The organism is Streptomyces sp. NPDC043861, assembly GCF_056435905.1.
Map to the genome: position 1 here is coordinate 633,630 of NZ_JBWKDP010000003.1, position 19,191 is coordinate 652,820.

Sequence of the window (19,191 nt, forward strand, 5' to 3'; positions counted from 1 at the left end):
CGGCCGTGTGTCGCATGCTCGTGCGATCATTTCGGCGAATCGCACGACAAACGACCGCTCCGGGGGGAACGCATTGTCCAGACGATCGCGTACGGCCACAAGACCGGTGGCCTTCAGCGCAGTCCTGCTCACACTCACCGCCCTGCTGTCGACGCTGCTGCCCTCCGGTCCCGCGTGGGCGTCCGCAGAAAGCTCGCCGGCCTCCGCGACGGCCGACTGCCAGGCCTTTCCCGCGGGGGACTTCACGGAATCGACGCCCGCGGTGCGTATCAGCACGGGCGGCGGGGTCTCCTCGCACTGCCTCACCATCGCCGCCGACGACCACGGCACCGGGGAATCCCTTCAGCTCCGGGCCGAATCCGGCGCCTCTCCGGTCCGGGTCTCGGTCCTCGACGCATCCGGGAACGAGGCCTGTTCGATCCGGTCCGCCCTGGTCAGTTGGGTCAACTGCTACCTGACCCAGGGCGTCGCGTACACCGTGCAGGTCATCGGCAAGGACACCCCTGGCACGTACACCCTGACCCGACGCGACGCCACCACGGCGGTCAAGGGGTGTGCGGCCAATCCGGCGAGCCCCGTCGGCGGCGCGTCGACGGAGGGCGCGCTCGGCGCACCGGGGGTGCTGGTCTGTCGCCAGGTGACCACCGCCGACGCCGAGGACGTGCTGCACCTCGACGTCCGGGACGCGCTCGGCACCGCGAACGTCATGGCCCTCGACGAGAAGGGCGAGAGCGTTTGCCAGTTCCGCAACAGGGCCTGTGCGGTCACCGGTTCCACCCGCTACCAGGTGCTCATCGCCGTTCCGTCGAGTCTGAAGGCCGCCGCCTCCTACCGGTTCGACGCGCTCCGCATCGCCACGGCTGCGGGCCCGGCGGCCGAGTGCACGAAGGTGCCCAATGTCAGCTATGGGCACGGGCCGATCACCGGCAATCTGACCGAGCAGCGGACCGCCATCTGCGCGGCGCTGCCCACCTCGTCCCATGACCGGTTCGATGTTCCGGTCACCGATACGGCCGGGGGTACCGAAACGGCGGTGCCCGCACTGTACGACGCCGGCCTCGAGAACAACTGCTACGAGACCCACACGGAATCCGGCGCTCGATACCAGTGCTACGTGAGCGAGCCGTTCAGTGAGGAGGTGAGTCCGAGCATCCTGGTCCTCGGCCTCCCCGAGAAGGCCGCGGCCACCTCGTACCGCGCGGAGCTCGTCTGCACGTCCGCGCTGTGCGGCGTGGAGAAGGTCACCGTCGGCACGGTGACCCCGGCCACCGGGGTGAGCGGCACCAAGGTGACCGTCAAGGTGACGGGCACTGCGCTGCACCAGGACGACAAGGTCGACATCCACCAGCTCGGCGCCGAAGTGGAGGCCACCACCACCTCCGTATCGCCCGACCGCAGGACGCTGACCGCCGTCCTGGACCTGGCCGGGGTCGCCCCTGGCTCGTGGAGCCTCGGTGTCCACGCCGGTTCGAGGCAGTACTTGCGTGGCATCTTCACCGTCACGGCTTCCCCGGCCCCGATCCCGGTGAAGAACACCGTCGCTCCGAAGATCACAGGTACCGCGCAGGTCGGCGCCAAGCTCACCGCCGCTTCCGGTACTTGGGCGCCCGCCCCGACGTCGTACGCCTACCAGTGGAAGGCGAACGGCACGGCGATCGCGGGAGCCACGGCCGCCACCTACACCGTGCCCGCCTCGCTCCTGAGCAAGAGGCTCACCGTCACTGTCTCGGCCCGACGCGCCGGGCACGCCGACGGCACGGCGACCTCCGCCACGGTCACCATCGCCAAGGGGATCGCCCCCAAAGCGAGCAAACTGCCGGTGATCACGGGCACGGCCAGGGTGGGCCGCACGCTCACCGCGTCGCGCGGGACATGGACGCCCGCACCGTCCTCGTACACGTATCAGTGGTACGCGAACGGGACAGCCGTACCGGGCGCGACCAGGTCCACGCTGGTCCTCAAGTCGGCCCAGCGTGGAAAGAAGATCACGGTCAAGGTGACCGCCGCACGGACCGGTCACTTCAGCGGGTCGGCGGTCAGCAGGCCGACCGGCGCCGTCGCCCGCTGACGCATCCGTACGCACGGTCCCCGACCCGCGCCTCCGCGTCGCAGCGACGCCCCGCCGGACCCGCTACCGCGGCTCCGGCGGGCGCTGGCGCGGCATGTTCGGGCGCGGTGGAGGGGTGAGGGGGAAACGGCCCGAGGGGTGGCCGCCCTCCTGGCGGTGGGGCGGTGAGGCGAGCGACTGCATCACCAGCGGGGCCGGGCCGGAGCGGAATTCGACCATCCAGTCCGCCGTCTCGGCCCGTACGAGCTCGGTGATGTCCTCCGAGAAGCGGCGCAGCACGCCGAGACACCGCTCGGCCGCCTCGCTCGCGGTGCCCTCGGTCGGGCCGAGCACCTCACGGACGCTCTCCGAAGCCCAGTCGAACTGGAGCGCCTGGAGGCGGCGCTGCACCGCGTGCGCCGTGGCGACTCCCCTTATCCAGCCGGAGGTCAGCCCGAAGTACCGATCGCAGGCCAGACATGCCGCGGCCAGCAGGAGCGAGAGGTAGCCCCAGGTCGCGGCGCCGGCCAGCACATCCGTCAGGTCCAGGAGCGGCAGCGCGGCGCCCGCGACCGCCCCCAGGGCCGTACCGGAGCGCAGTGCCCGCGCCCAGCGGCGCTTGCGGGCGCGGTCGGAGAGATACCAGTCTGCGGTGCGCAGCGCATTCGTCTCGACCCAGCGGTACAGCTCGTCGAGACGCTCGGCCGGTTCGCCCCAGTCCCCCAGTGGGAACGGCCGTCCCGTGAGATCGCCGTGCCCGTCCTGCTCCGGGGCGCTCCCGTTCCGCTCGCGGGCGCTTCCCCTGCGGGAGACCCCGCTTTCCTCCCGGGCCGGCCCCCCAGGCTGCATCTCCGGCTGGCTCACCGGGGCACTCCTCTGCGCTCTGCGTGACTGCTCTGCCTGACTGCGCTGCGCGGCAGCTCTGCGTGACTGCGTACGTAACCGTGCTAACCCTGCGTGACAAGGGGTGCGTGCGTGGGAACTGATGCGCATGGTCTTCCTACCGCCGAATGGTGGGCCGTGGGGGCGAAATCCCGGTATTTCCGCCCGCATGAGCGTCTTGATCCGATAGAGGGGGGACGGTCGTTCTCACTCGAAAGAGTTGGTGCCGACCGGGCAGGGCGAGCCGCCCCGTGACCACGTAGGCTCGGTTTACCGATACATCCGTCGTCGAAATGCCAGGAGTGACCGTGATTCCCGGTGGTGGTCAGCCCAATATGCAGCAGTTGCTTCAGCAGGCCCAGAAGATGCAGCAGGATCTCGCCCGGGCTCAGGAGGAGCTGGCTGCGACCGAGGTGGACGGCCAGGCGGGCGGTGGTCTCGTCAAGGCGACCGTGACCGGTTCCGGGGAGCTGCGTGCGCTGGTCATCGATCCGAAGGCGGTCGACCCGGAGGACACCGAGACCCTTGCCGATCTGGTCGTTGCCGCGGTCCAGGCCGCGAACGAGAACGCACAGCTGCTGCAGCAGCAGAAGCTCGGCCCGCTCGCCCAGGGGCTCGGCGGCGGCGGGATCCCCGGTCTGCCCTTCTAAGGTGCAGGCGGACCAACTACCTTAACCATCGAAGCAATCCCGGAGAGGCGTTCCGTTGTACGAAGGCGTTGTTCAGGACCTCATCGACGAATTGGGCAGGCTGCCCGGCGTCGGTCCCAAGAGCGCGCAGCGGATCGCCTTCCACATCCTCCAGGCCGAGCCGACCGACGTCCGCCGCCTCGCCCACGCCCTCCTCGAGGTGAAGGACAAAGTCCGCTTCTGCGCCGTGTGCGGCAACGTCGCGCAGCAGGAGCAGTGCAACATCTGCCGGGACGCACGCCGTGACCCGGCGGTCATCTGCGTGGTCGAGGAGCCCAAGGACGTGGTGGCGATCGAGCGGACGCGTGAGTTCCGTGGGCGTTACCACGTGCTGGGCGGCGCGATCAGCCCGATCGAGGGTGTCGGCCCGGACGACCTGCGCATCCGTGAACTGCTCGCGCGGCTCGCGGACGGCGCGGTCACCGAGCTGATCCTGGCGACCGACCCCAACCTCGAGGGCGAGGCCACCGCCACGTACCTGGCGCGCATGATCAAGCCCATGGGGCTGAAGGTGACACGCCTCGCCAGCGGACTTCCCGTTGGCGGCGATCTGGAATACGCCGACGAGGTCACGCTCGGGCGTGCCTTCGAGGGGAGACGACTTCTCGATGTCTGACGCAACGCTCCACTCCGCCACCCAGGACCCGGACGACTTCGCGGTCCAGATCGCCGACTCGATCGAGAGCTTCATCGTGGCGACGAAGGAAGTGGCGAGGGGCGACGAGCCCGACAGCGCGGTGCCCTTCCTGCTCCTGGAGATCTCCCAGCTGCTTCTCGCGGGCGGCCGGCTCGGCGCGCACGAGGACATCGTCCCGGACGAGCGCTACGAGCCGGACACGGGCCCGGACCCGGACGTGGACGAGCTCCGCGAGCGGTATGCGCTCCTGCTGGACCCGATCGATGTCTTCTCGGAGGTCTTCGACCCGTACGAGCCCCGCAAGGCGCCGGTGCCGTGCCGGATCTCGGACAACCTCGCGGACATCGTCACCGATCTCGGCCACGGCCTGGCCCACTACCGTGCCGGCCGTACCTCCGAGGCGCTGTGGTGGTGGCAGTTCTCCTACTTCTCCAACTGGGGCCCCACCGCGTCGGCGACTCTGCGCGCCCTCCAGTCCCTCGTGGCCCATGTGCGCCTCGACCAGCCTCTCCAGGAGCTGGACGGTCTGGACACCGACGAGGACATCACCGAGGACGACCTCGCGGAGGAGGCGGGCCGGGTGATGACGGAGGAGATCGCCAGGCCGCTGGGGCTGCGCAAGGTCCGCACCGCGCCGTGAATTCAGGGCGCGTGAACCCGAGCGCGTGAGTCCGCACCGGCCGTGAATCCGGCAGGTGCGGTGAGCCGTACCGCCGTGGTGAGCCGTACCGCGCGGCGACCGAGGCAGGTGCGGTGAGCCGTACCGCGCGGCGACCGAGGCAGGTGCGGTGAGCCGTACCGCGCGGCGACCGGCACTGCACCGCACGGTGCACCAGTACCCGCGGTGCCGCCCACCGCGCGGTGCCCTGTTTCTGTGCGGCCGCGCCCGGCAAGGCTGTGCCTGCGTGCCGTGCCGCACTCATCCGCACCAGGGGTGCCGTCGTAGCGGAAGCGATACCTTCCACCCGGTCCCATGACCCCGGCCACGCAGTACGTTGAAGGTCCTTCGATATTCAACATTCAACGCGCCACGGTGCGTCCTGCGGGGAGCGGAACACGTGAGACGTACGCGCAGCGTGCCCAGGGCAACCGCCGTCGCCGCGATCGCCGCGGCGCTGCTGACCGGCTGCGGCCCCGACCCGTCCCCGACGAAGGCGGCCGCGGTCCCGGACCCGCCGTCCCTCACCCCGGCGTTCACGTCCCCACCCATGTCCCCACCCGTGTCCTCGGCATCACCGGCCCGGGGGCCGGGGGCCGGAGCCACCGGCACTGCGACCCCCACCGAGCCTGGCCCGCCCGTCCCCGCGGCGACAAAGCCCTCACCGCCCGCCAGGCCGACCGTCGTCAGCATGTACGCCTCCACCGCGGGCGGCCGCATCGATCTCGTACGGGGCGGCGCGGCCAAGGAGTTCACGGTGCACATCCACAACGGCAACACGCGTGCCTACGACGAGATCGCCGTCGCCCTCCAGATGGAGATCATGGAAGGGCCGGGCGAGGGACCCGCCCCCGAGCGGAACGGCCTCGTCCTTGAGCACCGCAGCCCCGTCAGCGGCCGTTGGGCCCCCTTCGACCTCCGTGTCGCCAATGACGCCCCGCCCCACTGGCTCACACCCGCAGGCACCCCGCTCGCCCGCGAGGCGGGCCGCGTCGAACGCTTCCGTCTGCGCGCCGCCGCGGATGCCCCGGCCGGCGCGACGCCGCTGATGGTCACCCTCGTGGACACCGCCGCACCCCAGGACGCCCCGTACGACCAGGCCGTTCCCGTGCGTACGTCACTGATGGTCGGCGTGCGCGGCTGAAGCCGTTCCGAACGCGGACAGCACGGTGCGGACCTGCGCCCGCAGCCACTGATGGGCCGGGTCCGCATCGTTGCGCGGATGCCAGGCCATCCCGAGTACCAGGGGCGGCAGTTCCAGTGGAATCTCGAAGGAACGCAGCCCGAGCGCTGCCAGATGGTCCTCGGCGGCACCGGCGGGAGTGAGACAGACCAGGTCGGTGTCCCTGCACAGCAGGAGGGCGGTCGCATAACCGGGCACCACCGCGGCGATCCGCCGCTTCAGCCCGAGGGCGCCGAGCCGCTCGTCGATCGGACCGCGTACCTTTCCCCGGCGGGAGATGCCTATATGGCCCGCGGCGGCGAACATCCTCGCCGTGACCCGGGGTTGGTCGAGGCGATGCCCCGCCCGTACGGCTCCGAGCAGCCGCGACCGGTCCAGCGACTCCACCTGGGTTTCCGGGTCCCCGTGCTCGATCACCCCGATCTCCAGGTCGAGACGCCCTTCGCGCATCGCCGCCGTGCCCTCCAGGCTCTCCGGCAGAAAGCTCAGTGTGACGCCCGGCGCCCGGGAGGCGACGGCGGAGAGCAGTCGCGCCCCGACGCCGGCGAGCACCATGTCGTTCGCCTGAACCGTGAACTGCCGTTCCATCGTGGCGGGATCGACGACCGGCCCCGGAACCAGCAGCCCGCGCGCCTGCTCGACCACGGCGCGCACGCGCGGACGCAGTTCCACGGCACGGGGCGTGGGCACGAGCCCGCGTCCCGCCCGTACGAGCAGGGGATCGCCGAGCTGCGCGCGGACACGGCCCAGCGCGCGGCTCACGGCAGGGGCGGACAGATGCAGCCGGGCGGCGGCGCCGGTGACGCTCTCCTCCTCCAGCAGTGCGTCGAGTGTGACGAGCAGATTCAGATCGAGCGATTCGATGGTGTGACCCCCGTCACCGTCGGGCCGTCCGTTTCCGCGTCGGCCAGCTGGATTGCGTCCGGCGCACATACTCCTTGCCGACATTGCACTGGAGTGAATCGGGGTGCCGCAGAAGGCTGTTGCCATGAACGACACACTCGCAGTTGTCAGCCAGAGCGGGCCGACCGTCACCTTCTTCGACGCCGGGACCTACGAGCAGCGCGGCACCCTCGAACTTCCCAGCGAACCCCATGAGTTGTGCTTCGACGCTGCCCGCAGGCTGCTCTACTGCACCATCACCTACCGCTCCGGCTACTACCACGCCAACAGCGGCCGTGCCCATGAGCTCGCGGTCGTCGACCCGGACGCCTGCCGTCTCGTCGATGTCGTCGACCTCTCCCCGGAACACGGGCCGCACGGCATCGCCCTCGACGCGGCGCGCGGCCTCCTCCATGTCAGCGTCGAGGGCAACGGCCCCGATGTTCCCGGCGGTCTCGTTGCCGTCGACCTCGCCACCCGCAAGCCGGTGCGCCGGATCCCGGTGATGGCGCCCGGTCCGCACTGGTTCGCCCTCACGCCGGACGGCCGCCACGCCTACGTCGCCAACAAGGAAGCGCCGTTCGTCGGGGTCGTGGACCTGGAATCGGGCGAACTCCTCGACCGGATCGCGGTGCCGGGCAGCGAGGGCATCGCCGTGTCGCCCGACGGCCGGCAGGTGTATGTGGCCGCACCGAAGGGGGAGTTCGCCCCCGGACCGGTGCCCGACGCGGGGGTACGGGTCATCGACACGCGGACGCGGCGGATCGTCCGTACCCTCCCGGCCGACGGCCAGGTCTTCCCGGTGCATGTCACGGTCCGCGGTCTGGTCCTCGCCGGCGAACAGCGCATCGGTGCGCCCGGCGGATCGCTCCTCGGCACCCAGCTCGGCGGACTGCTTCGCATCCATGCGCCCGGAGGGGTCGAGGAGCTGGGCCGGGTGGAGACCGGCGCGTTCCCGCTGACGATCACGTCCTCGCCGGACGGGTCCACCGGCTATGTCGCCAATGTCGCGAGCAGCACGGTCACGGTGGTGGACCTCGAGCGGTTCGACGTGATCACAACACTGCACATCGGGCGGGCCGGGGAGCCGGGAGCGCACGGGCTGGCATACATTCCCGCCCCCGGACCGCGCTGATGCCGGGGGCGGGGCGCGGCCCGGCGGCGCCGGGCGTGGCTCGGCGCGGTGGACACCCGGGACGCGTCCGTCCGCGGTGACGTCGCCTTCACCCCGGCCGACGTGAGGGACGCCACATTCGGCGTGTCCGCGCGGGCAACGGGCAGACACGAACTTGGAGCGGCCAGGAGCGCCCCGCCCGCGGAAAGCGTGGGACTCGCGGGTATTCGGTTCGTGAGCGGGACATCTCACGATGCGATACACAGGGGGCGTTCCCGGCCCGCTCGTTAAACTGAGCCGACCGCAGTAACGACTGCGGCAGAGACCGAGCGAGGAGCGCACGTGGGCCTTGTCGTGCAGAAGTACGGAGGTTCCTCCGTTGCTGATGCCGAAGGCATCAAGCGCGTCGCCAAGCGGATCGTCGATGCCAAGAAGAACGGCCACCAGGTGGTCGTCGTGGTGTCGGCGATGGGCGACACGACGGACGAATTGATCGATCTCGCCGAGCAGGTATCCCCGATCCCTGCCGGGCGTGAGTTCGACATGCTGCTGACCGCCGGAGAGCGGATCTCCATGGCCCTGCTGGCCATGGCGATCAAAAACCTGGGCCACGAGGCCCAGTCGTTCACGGGCAGCCAGGCAGGCGTCATCACCGACTCGGTCCACAACAAAGCGCGCATCATCGATGTCACGCCGGGCCGGATCCGTACGGCGCTGGACGAGGGCAACATCGCCATCGTCGCCGGCTTCCAGGGTGTGTCCCAGGACAAGAAGGACATCACCACTCTCGGCCGTGGCGGCTCGGACACCACCGCCGTCGCGCTGGCCGCGGCACTGGACGCCGAGGTCTGCGAGATCTACACCGACGTCGACGGCGTCTTCACCGCCGACCCGCGGGTCGTGAAGAAGGCCCGCAAGATCGACTGGATCTCGTTCGAGGACATGCTGGAGCTCGCCAGCTCCGGTTCCAAGGTGCTGCTGCACCGTTGCGTCGAGTACGCACGCCGTTACAACATCCCGATCCACGTCCGCTCGTCCTTCTCGGGGCTGCAGGGCACCTGGGTCAGCAATGAACCGCACTCCGAGCAAGGAGCCCGCAAGGTGGAGCAGGCCATCATCTCCGGTGTCGCCCACGACACCTCCGAGGCGAAGATCACCGTCGTCGGCGTCCCGGACAAGCCGGGCGAGGCGGCCGCGATCTTCCGCGCCATCGCGGACAACGAGATCAACATCGACATGGTGGTGCAGAACGTCTCCGCCGCGTCCACGGGTCTGACCGACATCTCCTTCACCCTCCCGAAGACCGAGGGACGCAAGGCGATCGACGCGCTGGAGAAGACGAAGACCGCCATCGGTTTCGAGTCGCTGCGCTACGACGACCAGATCGCCAAGATCTCGCTGGTCGGCGCCGGAATGAAGACCAACCCCGGTGTCACCGCGTCGTTCTTCGAGGCGCTTTCGGACGCCGGTGTGAACATCGAGCTGATCTCGACCTCCGAGATCCGTATCTCGGTGGTCACGCGTGCGGACGACGTCAACGAGGCGGTCCGCGCCGTCCACACCGCCTTCGGTCTGGACAGTGACTCCGACGAGGCGGTCGTCTACGGGGGCACCGGACGGTGAACCGCAAGCCGTCGCTGGCGGTCGTCGGTGCAACCGGGGCCGTCGGCGCGGTGATGCTCCAGATCCTGTCGCAGCACGCGGACATCTGGGGCGAGATACGCCTGATCGCCTCGCCGCGCTCGGCCGGCCGCAAGCTGACCGTGCGCGGCGAGCGGACCGAGGTCGTCGCGCTCTCCGAGGAGTCGCTGACCGGGATCGACGTGGCGCTGTTCCTGGTGCCGGCCGATGTGGCCGCGCACTGGGCGCCGGTCGCCGTCGCCAAGGGCGCGGTGGTCGTGGACAATTCGTCCGCATTCCGGCTCGATCCGGATGTTCCCCTGGTCGTGCCCGAGATCAATCCGCATGCCGCACGGGTCCGCCCGCGCGGCATCGTTGCGAGCCCCGGCTGCACGACGCTGGCCATGATCGTCACGATCGGTGCGCTGCACGCCGAGTTCGGGGTCGACGAGCTCGTCGTGTCCGCGTACCAGGCCGTGAGCGGTGCGGGACAGATCGGTGTCGAAGCGCTGCGCTCGCAGCTGGCGCTGGTCGCGGACACGGAACTGGGTACGGGCCCCGGTGACATACGGCGTGCCGTCGGCGACGGCGTCGGGCCCTTCCCCGCCCCCATGGCGCTCAATGTGGTGCCGTGGTCCGGGCTGCTCGCGGAGGACGGCTGGTCGTCGGAGGAGCTCGCCATCCGCTCGGAGACCCGCAAGATCCTCGATCTGCCCGAACTCCGCGTTTCCGCGACCTGTGTCCGTGTGCCGGTCGTCACAGCGCACTCCGTGTCGTTGCACGCCCGCTTCGAGCGCGAGGTGAGCGTCGAAAGGGCCCACGAGATCCTCGCCACCTCGCCGGGTGTGGTGCTGTGCGACGATCCCGCGACCGGCGAGTTCCCCACGCCGGCCGACGTGGTGGGAACCGATCCGACCTGGGTGGGAAGGGTGCGGCGGGCCATGGACGACAGTCGTGCCCTCGACCTCTTCGTGTGCGGCGACAACCTGCGCAAGGGTGCCGCGCTGAACACCGCGCAGATCGCCGAGGCCCTCGCGAAAACCCTCACCGGGACCCCCGGCGACGCCGCCGGAGGGCGGGATCGCGCCCCGGGCGGGACGTCTGCGGGAGAATACTGAGCGCCGCTCCTCACGACCCTTTGTAGGATCTGTGAACACCCTGTGAGCAAGTCGCTTGCATGTACCACTTGTACTGGGGTGATGGCATGTTCGACGATGTTTTCCCGCCATTCCGCAACCGGTGGTCCGGCGGGGAGCGTCTTTGCGGTCGCCCCTTCGTGGTGCCGCGAAATATGGGGCATTCGGGAAGAGCGGGTACGCATGAGGGCATACGGTGCATCGTCAATTGCGGTGGTGTGCGCGTACAACCCTGACGGGGGGCAGCGTGTCCAACAGGCGTGGCAGAGGTACTCGAAATCACAGCGGTGGTCCCGGTCGGCGGCGGCACAGCCGTGCTCCCGACCCGCGCCGTCGGTGCCGCACCGGTACGCGGCGCTGCAGTGCGACCACTCCGGCGGCCCCGTGCGGCCGGCGGCATGCCGGTGATCGCTCCTATGCCTGCTGCACGCCCCACCCGCATACCGTCGCAGCGCGAGAGCGCTGAAGAGACGATGGCCGCTGGTACCACCGTCGACCATCTCACCGCGACCTATCGGGCCCACTACCGGTCGCTGCTCGGCCTCGCGGCCCTGCTGCTCGACGACACCGCATCCTGCGAGGACGTCGTCCAGGAGGCCTTCATCCGGGTCCACTCGGCGCGCAATCGTGTCCGGGACCCGGAGAAGACCCTGGCCTACCTCCGGCAGACCGTCGTCAATCTGTCGCGCTCCGCACTGCGCCGCCGGATACTCGGGCTGAAGCTGCTCTCCAAGCCGATGCCGGACATGGCGAGCGCCGAGGAGGGCGCGTACGACCAGTTGGAGCGGGACGCGCTGATCAAGGCGATGCGCGGGCTCCAGCGACGCCAGCGCGAGGTCCTGGTCCTGCGATACTTCGCGGACATGACGGAGGCTCAGGTCGCCGACACACTGGGTATATCCCTCGGCTCGGTGAAGGCGTACGGATCGCGTGGCATCGCGGCACTGCGCGTCGCCATGGGGGCCTCGGCATGAACGGGCGTGAGCACGAGCACGAACTTGAGCCGGACATCGAGGCCCGGCAGGATCGTGAGCAGGAAACTGAGCTGTACGGGCCGGACGGGCCGTTGAACGACCGGACTGGGAACGGAATTGTGAACAACGGGCCACTGGACGGTATGCACGAAAGGCCTGACAGCGGACGGGACGGCGGCCGCGACGACGGCAACACGCCGCACCACCGCACCGTGGGAACGGAAGCAGGCGCCGGCACGGACGTGGAGGGCGACGCGGCCCGGGGCGCCATGGATGGCCCAGGGGGCACACGGGACAGCGCAGGCGCTACGGGTCGAGCCGCGGCCGGTGGAACCGCCGGTGCAGGTGCTGACGCCCTCGCGGCCGCGCTCGGCAGTGACGGCTTCGGCAGTGACGGCTTCGGCGGAGACGCTTTCGAAGGTGACGCCTTCGACGGCGACGAGCTGGCCCTGCGACGGATGCTGCACGGTGCCGTCGAGGACCTCACACCCTCCGAAGGCGCCCTGGACCACCTCCGCAGGGCCGTGCCCGCCCGACGGGCCCGCAAGCGCCAGGCCCTCGTCGGCGTGGCCGCATCGGTGATCCTGCTCGGCACGGCGGTTCCAGCGTTCGTCCATGTCGCGAACACCGGAGGCCTCTCCACGGCCAAGCCCGTCAACGCGGGGCACGGGGAGCAGGCCCAGGGAGGCACCGGCACCGAGACCGACGGCAACACCGGCGAGGGCGGGACCGACAGCCCCACCGACCGGCTGCCCGGCATCCCGGGCGAGCCCGAGCGACCGGAGAAGTCGGACGAGCCGGGCAGCGACAAGGCATCCGAATCACCGGGTGCCCCGGTCGATGCCGCGGACGCCATCCCCGCCGAGACGCCCACCTGCGAAGCCGCTCAGCTGGGTGTCGACGGGACGGAGCTCAGTGCGCCGGACGCCGATGGCAAGGTGTACGGCACGTTCCGGATCGCCAACGTCTCAGCCGTCGGCTGTGCGGTCACCGGCGCCGGTTCGGTCGACTTCCAGGCGGTGGGCGCCGCCGACGCCGCGAAGATCAGCGTGGTCGACCACACCAGCGGCGACGCCGCGACCGGACTGCCCGACCCGGGTGCCCAGGCCGGCGCGGTGCTGCTGGAGCCGTCGACGTCGTACGAGGTGAAGTTCGCCTTCGTCCCGTCCGAGACCTGCCCCACGACCGGAGCCTCGCCGGAACCGACGCCATCGGACGGCGGTTCGTCGGGCACGACCGACGGTACGGCGACGGCGACGGACGCAAGTCCGCAGCTCGGCTCCGAGGACGGTGGAACGGCGGACGGCAGCATCTCCGTCTCGCACACCCCGGCAGCCGGAGCCGCGAAGGCCGAGGCGACGATCCCGAACGCCTGCGCCGGCACCATCTACCGCACAGGCGTCCTGGACGCGTCCTAGGGTCTTTCGTTTGGATCGGGCTGGACCGGTGAGCGGGGTCCGGTGCGTGGGATCGCAAGGCGGAGGAGGGAGCCCACGCGGAGCGTGGGCGACCGGCGACAACGCGGCGAGCGTGCGTGTCACAGCACTAGCCCGGCAAGATCCAAACGAGAGGCCCCAGCCCCCTGCCGCCGGGGCCCGCCCGTGGCTTGGCCACCGGGCCCTTGCCCGCGGCCCTCGCTGTCGGCCTGGCCCGGGACCCCTGTCGCGGCTCGTCCGCGATCTCGCCGCCCCTCCCTTGCCCTTGTAGCGCCGGAGTGCGGGGCGGGCGCGCTGTGGACGGTACCCGTGTGTCCCACCGTGGGCGATGCCGTCATGTGTGCCCCGCTGCGCCCGTTCGACGGGGGAGGGGTGAGACCGGACCGTGGTGGCCCGTGGCTCGCCGCGGGCCGTGGCAGGCGGTGCTGAAGGTCAGCCGGTGGGAAATCCGGCCGGGCGGTGCAGAGGACTTGCGCGGGGGCGAGGGCCGGCTCAGGCGGTGTCGAGGCCGAGCGCCTCGTCCTTCGCCGCCTCCGCCTCACGCCGTACGAACCGGAACCACATGAACAGCACAAAGCCCGCGAAGGCGAACCACTCCAGCGTGTAGCCGAGGTTCTGGAACGCCTTCAGATCGAGTGTGCTGCCCTGCGGCGCCGCAGCGGGCACGGGCGTCATCCCGTCCGGAGCGGTGGTGAGCGTGATCCACGCGTCGTACACATCGTCCGGCACCAAGTTGACCAGCGAGGCTGCACTGATCATGGCCAGCTGGCCGCGCGGCAGTCCGCCCGCGGTGCGCACCCCGTCGCTGCTCGCTGTCTCCGACGCCTGCAGGGCACCGGTCACCGTGACCTCGCCGGCCGGTGCGGCCGGCGCCTCGGCCCCGGCGGGCAGCCAGCCCCGGACGACGGGCAGCGCCTTGCCGCTGCCGGTGCGCAGGAGCGTCAGCACATACGAGCCGCGCTTTCCGTCCAGCTGCCGGTCCGGCACGAGGAACTGCTCGCCGTACCGGCCGGTGGCCGTCGCATGCCGGCCCGAGGTCTCCTGGTCGACGGGCAGCAGCCGGTCGAGCGGCGCGGCGGCCTGCTTGCCCGGCTCGGGCCGCCGTTCTGCGGCCTTGTGCGTGTCGACGCGGTCCTCGAAACGGCCGAGCTGCCACGTCCCCATGAAGATGCAGAACGGAATGCTCAGCGCGACGAAGACGTTGATCCCCCACCAGCGGGGCGTCAGCAGGAACCGGTACACCCCTCCACGGTACGGAACGCCCTGCTTGCCCCGGTCCTCGGGGCCTCCTCCCCGGACCGCCGTTCTTGACGGGGTCCCCCTTGCGGTCTGCCCGGGGCGCTCGCCGAACCGGTCCTCAGGGCCGCCGGATCCCGGCCGCGGCCTGGCAACCCCAGAGGACCGGACAGTGGTCCGGCGGCTACCCCAGATGTCTGGCGGCGAAGTCCAGCTCCAGCCGCACCTGCTTGATCCGCTCCTCGACCACCAGCGAGCCGTGCCCCGCGTCGTACCGGTACACCTCGTGTACGGCGCCACGGGCTGCCAGCCGGTCCACATAGTTCTCGACCTGGCGGATCGGGCAGCGAGGGTCGTTGACGCCTGCCGAGATGTAGACCGGCGCCTTCACCGCGTCCACGTACGTCAGCGGCGACGACGCCTCGTACCGCTGGGGGACCTCCTCCGGTGTGCCGCCCATCAGGGTGCGGTCCATCGCCTTCAGGGCTTCCATCTCGTCGTGGTAGGCCGTGACATAGTCCGCGACCGGCACCGCGGCCAGGCCCAGTGCCCAGACGTCCGGCTGTGTTCCCAGCCCGAGCAGCGTCAGATAGCCGCCCCACGAGCCACCCGCGAGAATCAGCTTCGCGGGATCCGCCAGTCCCGAGGCCACCGCCCACTCGCGGACCGCTGCGATGTCCTCCAGCTCGATCAGCCCGACCCGGTGCTTGAGCGCGTCCGTCCACTCCCGGCCGTACCCGGTCGAACCCCGGTAGTTGACCCGGACCACCGCATAACCGTGGTCCACCCATGCCGCAGGTCCAGCCGCGAACGCATCGCTGTCGTGCCAGGTCGGACCGCCATGGATCTCGAAGATCGTCGGGACGGGGCCCTCTGCCTCCGGCCGTTGGACCAGCGCATGGATCCGTCCCCCCGGCCCCTCCACCCAGACGTCCTCCACACCTACGGACCCCGGGGCCTTCATCCCCGGAGGGTCCAGCACGTCCCGTCCGGTCGTGGAACGCACCTTCGGCGGGTGTGCGGCGGACGACCACACGTACTCCACCGTCCCGTCCGGCCGGGCCGTGGCACCCGAGACCGTCCCCGCCGGTGTCTCCACCCGCGTCAGCGCTCGCGTCGCCGGGTCGAAGCGCCACAGCTCGCTCCGGGCCTCGAAGCTGTGCCCGATCAGCAGCGCCGAGCCGTCGGGATACCACTCGGCGCTCACGTCGCCGGGCAGTTCGACCGCCAGGTCGGTCTCCTCGCCGGATGCCGCGTCCCACAGCATCGGCTCCCAACGCCCGCGCCGCTGGTGCCCCACCAGCAGCCGGGTGTCCCCGTCGATCGGTGCGAAACCGAGCACCTCCAGGCCCAGCTCCACCGAGCCGTCCTTGGTGTCGTCCAGCTCGGCCACCGTCGTGCCGTCGAGCCGGACGACGCGCAGTGCCGAGTGCATGGCGTCGCCGTGCTCGGTGTGTTCGACCGCGATGAGCGTCCCGTCGTGGGAGAGATCGCCGACGCATGCCGACTCGCGATGCCGGTAGATCTCGACCGGGCTCCACCCGGGCCGTACGACATGGATCGTCGTCCCGGCCTCGTCCGTCGAGCGGCCCACCACCGCCGTGCCGTCCCGCCCGAGCGCCATCCCCGCCGAGTACGAGGCCTCGAGCCCGGGCGCCGCGGGCTCATCGGCCCCACCGCCGAAGGGCTGACGCATCCACATCCCGAACTCGTCACCGTCATGGTCCGCGAACCACCAGATCCACTCGCCGTCGGGCGTGAGCACACCGTCCGTCGTCCCGTTCGGCCGGTCGGTCACCTGACGCTGCTCGCCGCTCGCGCGGTCCCATGCGTACAGCTCGTACGTCCCCGTCGCGTTCGACACGAAGAGCGAGCGGTCGGGGGCGTCCTCTGCCCAGTCGGGCAGGGAGACGCGCGGTGCCCGGAAACGCCGCTCCCAGGCGGGAATGTCCGACGCGGCGTCCGGCACGGCTTGCGGCGTGGACTCGGTGATCTCAGTCATGCCCCCCATTCTGCGCCGAGCCGCCCACAATGCGTTCACGTCGTCCGCAGCCTGTGGATAACTTCCCTGCCGCCCGTGAGGACGGCGGTGCGTCGGGCCGCACGGGGGCGCGGCCGTGCACGCGTGGCGTGGCCGATACCGTGATGGAACGGATTCGTCGGCACTCCCGAGCGGGTTCGGTGCACACAGGAGCGAACGCAGGAGGCCACGCGTGCCACGTCCGGTCACCATCGTCACGGGCGGCAGCCGGGGCATCGGCGCGGCGACGTGTCTCCGGCTGGCGGCAGACGGGCACGATCTGGCCCTGGGACACGTCAGCAACGACGCAGCCGCCGAGGCGACCGCGGACGGTGTACGCGCGGCGGGAGCACGCTGTGTGACGGTGCGGGTGGACACCTCCGAAGAGGCCGACGTGGAGAGGCTGTTCGACGTCGCGGCAGCCGAACTCGGGGCGGTCACGGGCCTGGTCAACAATGCCGGCGTCACCGGCCCGCTCACCTCGCTCGCCGATGCCCGCACCGAGGACCTGCGACGGGTCCTGGACGTGAACCTGCTCGGCTACCTGCTGTGCTGTCGCAGAGCAGCCAGGGACATGGCGGCGCAGGGCCACGGGGCCATCGTCAACGTCTCGTCCGCGGCCGCCACCCTCGGCAGCCCCGGGGAATACGTCCACTACGCGGCGACCAAGGCCGCCACCGATGCCCTGACCGTCGGCCTCGCCAAGGAACTCGGGCCGGACGGCATCAGGGTCAACGCGGTCGCCCCCGGCACCATCACCACCGACATGCATGCCGCGATGGGCGACCCCGACCGGCCTGCCAGGATCGCCGCCCTGACACCGCTCGGACGACCGGGCGAACCTGCGGAGATCGCCGGCGCCGTTTCCTGGCTCCTGTCGGCCGATGCCTCGTACACCACGGGAACGGTTCTGAGGGTCGCCGGCGGCCGCTGAGCAGGACCAGGCTGGCCCCGCCGCGCGCGGCGGGGTCGGGCCGTCCCTCGTCATGACGGCTGCTACGACTTCATCCCTCCGCGAGGCGCCTGCCGAGCCCGTCGGCCTTCGCATGCCGCAGGAATCCGAGCCCGAAATCCGCTTGATCCACAAGGCTACGGTTGTCGTATGACGACCGCCCTCCGCCTGGAGAAGATCACCCCCGACAACTTCGACGTCGCGATCGGCCTGAAGGTGCGTCCGGACCAGGAGCACCTGGTCGCTCCCGTCGTGAAGTCCCTCGCCGAGGCCTATGTGCATCCGGACACGGCCTGGCCCCGTCTCATCCTCGACGGAGACCGGCCCGTCGGATTCCTCATGGCGTTCTTCGACATCGACTTCACCGGCGAAGGCAAGGGCACCGACCTGCGCTCCGGCCTCTGGCGCCTCAACATCGCGGCCGGGGAACAAGGTCGTGGGCACGGCCGCTTCGCGGTCGAGTGCGTGGCCGCCGAGATCCGCCGCCGTGGCGGCACCCGACTGACCACCACCTGGCACCCGGGTGAGGACGGCCCGGAGAGATTCTACCTGGGGCTCGGGTTCCGGCTGACAGGAGAGACGAGCGGGGACGAGAAAGTGGGCGAACTGGAGTTGGTCTGAGCGTTCGACCGTCGGGATCTGCTTCATATGCGCGCCGCGATGGGGGACCCCGACCGGCCGGCCAAGGTCGCCGTCGTGATCCTCCTCGGACGACCCGGCGAGCCTGCCGAGATCGCGGGAGCCGTCTCCTGGTTGCTCTCGGCGGATGCCTCGTTCACCACCGGCACTGTGCTCGGAGTCGCAGGCGGCCGCTGAGCCGTACGGGCCGAGCACGAGCCGCGCAAGGCCGCGCAAGGGCCGACTTCCCGTCCGCGGCATCGGACCGGAGTCGGCCCGGACACCTCCCGGGACAGCCCTTAGCGGATGTCGGTGACCGGAGTTCCCGGGGCGAAGTGCGCGACTGCTGCTGCCAGTCGGTGCCGGTCGAGTCTCCAACCGTTCACGGCGCGGGATGCCAGTACCACGTCGGCGGGCACATGCGGCACGAGCAACTGCATGGCGGTATGAGCCTTGCGTCCCTGCCCGGGGCCGGGCAGGGAGGCGGCGCCCGGCCTCCTGGACACACCCACGTACGGCAGATTCGCAGGCGGGGGTTGCCGCCAGCACACGACGGCGGTGATGTCCTGCCACGGGACGTGAGCCGTGGTCGTGCGGTAGCGGACAGGGGTTCCGCCCAGCAGCACACCTGTCTCGTCCACACGCAGAGCCACCTTGCGGCTCATCGCGATGTACGTCATGAGCAGCCCGCCCACACCGAACAGCGGCAGTCCGAGAATCCGTGCGAGCAGCGGAATGTCGGGCAGCAGCAGTGCCACGGTGAACAGTGCGGAGACCGCCACGGCGCCGGTGGTCTTGAGGTCCCACCCGTAATGGGCCTCGTACACGGGTTCGTTTCTGTCAGCCATGAGGGGATCATGGCAACCTCTGGTCCCCGGTGGAAGCCCGGCAACACTCGTGGGGCAGCCTCGCGATGCAACTGTCACACGGGGGCCGAGTCCGCCGACGGCCGCTGTGCAGCGACACCCGATCGAGCGTGGTCTGTTCGGCTCTCCGGGCTGAAGATCGAATCCATGTGAACACATGCGAAGATATGGGGGCATGACCTCCCGTCAGGGAGGACAACCGTGTCACGGGGCATGGGGGGCTTTGCGCGCCGGGCGCATC

General features: G+C 70.5%; 16 protein-coding genes and 2 pseudogenes. 13 read left to right on the forward strand and 5 right to left on the reverse strand.

All coding sequences use genetic code 11. The features are described from left to right. Positions 1-211: 211 nt before the first annotated feature. A pseudogene (locus AC068D_RS10510) lies at positions 212-2,068 on the forward strand (hypothetical protein); the annotation flags it as partial. A gap of 63 nt (positions 2,069-2,131) precedes the next feature. Here the strand turns inward: AC068D_RS10510 and AC068D_RS10515 are convergent. Continuing rightward, positions 2,132-2,911, reverse strand: a complete 780-nt coding sequence (locus AC068D_RS10515; protein ID WP_478822551.1) for an SLATT domain-containing protein — start codon at positions 2,909-2,911, stop codon at positions 2,132-2,134. Between the two features lie 326 nt (positions 2,912-3,237). Between AC068D_RS10515 and AC068D_RS10520 the strand changes: the two genes are divergently transcribed. From AC068D_RS10520 to AC068D_RS10535, 4 genes are all read left to right on the forward strand, one after another. After that, positions 3,238-3,579, forward strand: coding sequence for a YbaB/EbfC family nucleoid-associated protein (locus AC068D_RS10520; protein WP_262006490.1), 342 nt, complete (start codon positions 3,238-3,240; stop codon positions 3,577-3,579). A 55-nt stretch (positions 3,580-3,634) separates the two neighbouring features. Continuing rightward, positions 3,635-4,234, forward strand: a complete 600-nt coding sequence (gene recR, locus AC068D_RS10525; protein WP_351571506.1) for a recombination mediator RecR — start codon at positions 3,635-3,637, stop codon at positions 4,232-4,234. After that, positions 4,227-4,895, forward strand: a complete 669-nt coding sequence (locus tag AC068D_RS10530; RefSeq protein WP_478822552.1) for a DUF5063 domain-containing protein — start codon at positions 4,227-4,229, stop codon at positions 4,893-4,895. The genes recR and AC068D_RS10530 overlap by 8 nt, the downstream gene beginning before the upstream one ends. A 418-nt stretch (positions 4,896-5,313) precedes the next feature. Further along, complete coding sequence (locus tag AC068D_RS10535) at positions 5,314-6,057, forward strand: hypothetical protein (protein ID WP_478822553.1); 744 nt, start codon at positions 5,314-5,316, stop codon at positions 6,055-6,057. Here AC068D_RS10535 and AC068D_RS10540 read toward each other — a convergent pair. After that, positions 6,031-7,029 (reverse strand): LysR family transcriptional regulator, encoded by a 999-nt coding sequence (locus tag AC068D_RS10540; protein ID WP_478822554.1) that lies wholly within the window; start codon positions 7,027-7,029, stop codon positions 6,031-6,033. The two genes, AC068D_RS10535 and AC068D_RS10540, sit on opposite strands and share 27 nt — an antisense overlap. A 55-nt stretch (positions 7,030-7,084) precedes the next feature. Between AC068D_RS10540 and AC068D_RS10545 the strand changes: the two genes are divergently transcribed. The 5 genes from AC068D_RS10545 to AC068D_RS10565 all read left to right on the forward strand — a co-directional run bounded on the left by AC068D_RS10545 (position 7,085) and on the right by AC068D_RS10565 (position 13,240). After that, entirely contained in the window at positions 7,085-8,113 is a 1,029-nt protein-coding gene (locus tag AC068D_RS10545; protein WP_478822555.1) for a YncE family protein, read from the forward strand. Between the two features lie 321 nt (positions 8,114-8,434). Further along, complete coding sequence (locus tag AC068D_RS10550) at positions 8,435-9,715, forward strand: aspartate kinase (RefSeq protein WP_478822556.1); 1,281 nt, start codon at positions 8,435-8,437, stop codon at positions 9,713-9,715. Further along, complete coding sequence (locus AC068D_RS10555; RefSeq protein ID WP_478822557.1) at positions 9,712-10,830, forward strand: aspartate-semialdehyde dehydrogenase; 1,119 nt, start codon at positions 9,712-9,714, stop codon at positions 10,828-10,830. Before AC068D_RS10550 ends, AC068D_RS10555 begins: the two co-directional genes overlap by 4 nt. A gap of 278 nt (positions 10,831-11,108) precedes the next feature. Continuing rightward, a complete protein-coding gene (locus tag AC068D_RS10560; RefSeq protein WP_478822558.1) occupies positions 11,109-11,822 on the forward strand; it encodes a SigE family RNA polymerase sigma factor in 714 nt (237 codons plus the stop codon). Continuing rightward, on the forward strand, positions 11,819-13,240 hold the full coding sequence (locus tag AC068D_RS10565) for a hypothetical protein (RefSeq protein ID WP_478822559.1): 1,422 nt from the start codon (positions 11,819-11,821) through the stop codon (positions 13,238-13,240). Before AC068D_RS10560 ends, AC068D_RS10565 begins: the two co-directional genes overlap by 4 nt. 510 nt (positions 13,241-13,750) lie before the next feature. On the opposite strand, the gene AC068D_RS10570 is transcribed toward AC068D_RS10565, so the two are convergent. Further along, complete coding sequence (locus AC068D_RS10570; protein ID WP_478822560.1) at positions 13,751-14,500, reverse strand: SURF1 family protein; 750 nt, start codon at positions 14,498-14,500, stop codon at positions 13,751-13,753. 178 nt (positions 14,501-14,678) lie between these two features. After that, positions 14,679-16,505: a S9 family peptidase gene (locus AC068D_RS10575; protein ID WP_478822561.1), complete on the reverse strand. Its 1,827-nt coding sequence runs from the start codon at positions 16,503-16,505 to the stop codon at positions 14,679-14,681. 202 nt (positions 16,506-16,707) lie between these two features. Between AC068D_RS10575 and AC068D_RS10580 the strand changes: the two genes are divergently transcribed. The 3 genes and pseudogenes from AC068D_RS10580 to AC068D_RS10590 all read left to right on the forward strand — a co-directional run. Next, positions 16,708-17,448, forward strand: coding sequence for an SDR family oxidoreductase (locus tag AC068D_RS10580; RefSeq protein WP_478822562.1), 741 nt, complete (start codon positions 16,708-16,710; stop codon positions 17,446-17,448). A gap of 168 nt (positions 17,449-17,616) precedes the next feature. Continuing rightward, positions 17,617-18,087 (forward strand): GNAT family N-acetyltransferase, encoded by a 471-nt coding sequence (locus AC068D_RS10585; RefSeq protein ID WP_478822563.1) that lies wholly within the window; start codon positions 17,617-17,619, stop codon positions 18,085-18,087. 45 nt (positions 18,088-18,132) lie between these two features. Then, a pseudogene (locus tag AC068D_RS10590) lies at positions 18,133-18,282 on the forward strand (SDR family oxidoreductase); the annotation flags it as partial. 101 nt (positions 18,283-18,383) lie between these two features. Here the strand turns inward: AC068D_RS10590 and AC068D_RS10595 are convergent. Next, positions 18,384-18,932, reverse strand: a complete 549-nt coding sequence (locus AC068D_RS10595; protein WP_478822564.1) for a hypothetical protein — start codon at positions 18,930-18,932, stop codon at positions 18,384-18,386. Between the last annotated feature and the right edge of the window lie 259 nt (positions 18,933-19,191).

What these genes read in the sequence shown, in the direction of transcription:
- AC068D_RS10540 (WP_478822554.1), bottom strand. Translation starts at nt 7,029, where the DNA reads ATGTGCGCCGGACGCAATCCAGCTGGCCGACGCGGAAACGGACGGCCC.
- AC068D_RS10585 (WP_478822563.1), top strand. Translation starts at nt 17,617, where the DNA reads ATGACGACCGCCCTCCGCCTGGAGAAGATCACCCCCGACAACTTCGAC.
- AC068D_RS10575 (WP_478822561.1), bottom strand. Translation starts at nt 16,505, where the DNA reads ATGGGGGGCATGACTGAGATCACCGAGTCCACGCCGCAAGCCGTGCCG.
- AC068D_RS10545 (WP_478822555.1), top strand. Translation starts at nt 7,085, where the DNA reads ATGAACGACACACTCGCAGTTGTCAGCCAGAGCGGGCCGACCGTCACC.
- AC068D_RS10530 (WP_478822552.1), top strand. Translation starts at nt 4,227, where the DNA reads ATGTCTGACGCAACGCTCCACTCCGCCACCCAGGACCCGGACGACTTC.
- AC068D_RS10595 (WP_478822564.1), bottom strand. Translation starts at nt 18,932, where the DNA reads ATGGCTGACAGAAACGAACCCGTGTACGAGGCCCATTACGGGTGGGAC.
- AC068D_RS10565 (WP_478822559.1), top strand. Translation starts at nt 11,819, where the DNA reads ATGAACGGGCGTGAGCACGAGCACGAACTTGAGCCGGACATCGAGGCC.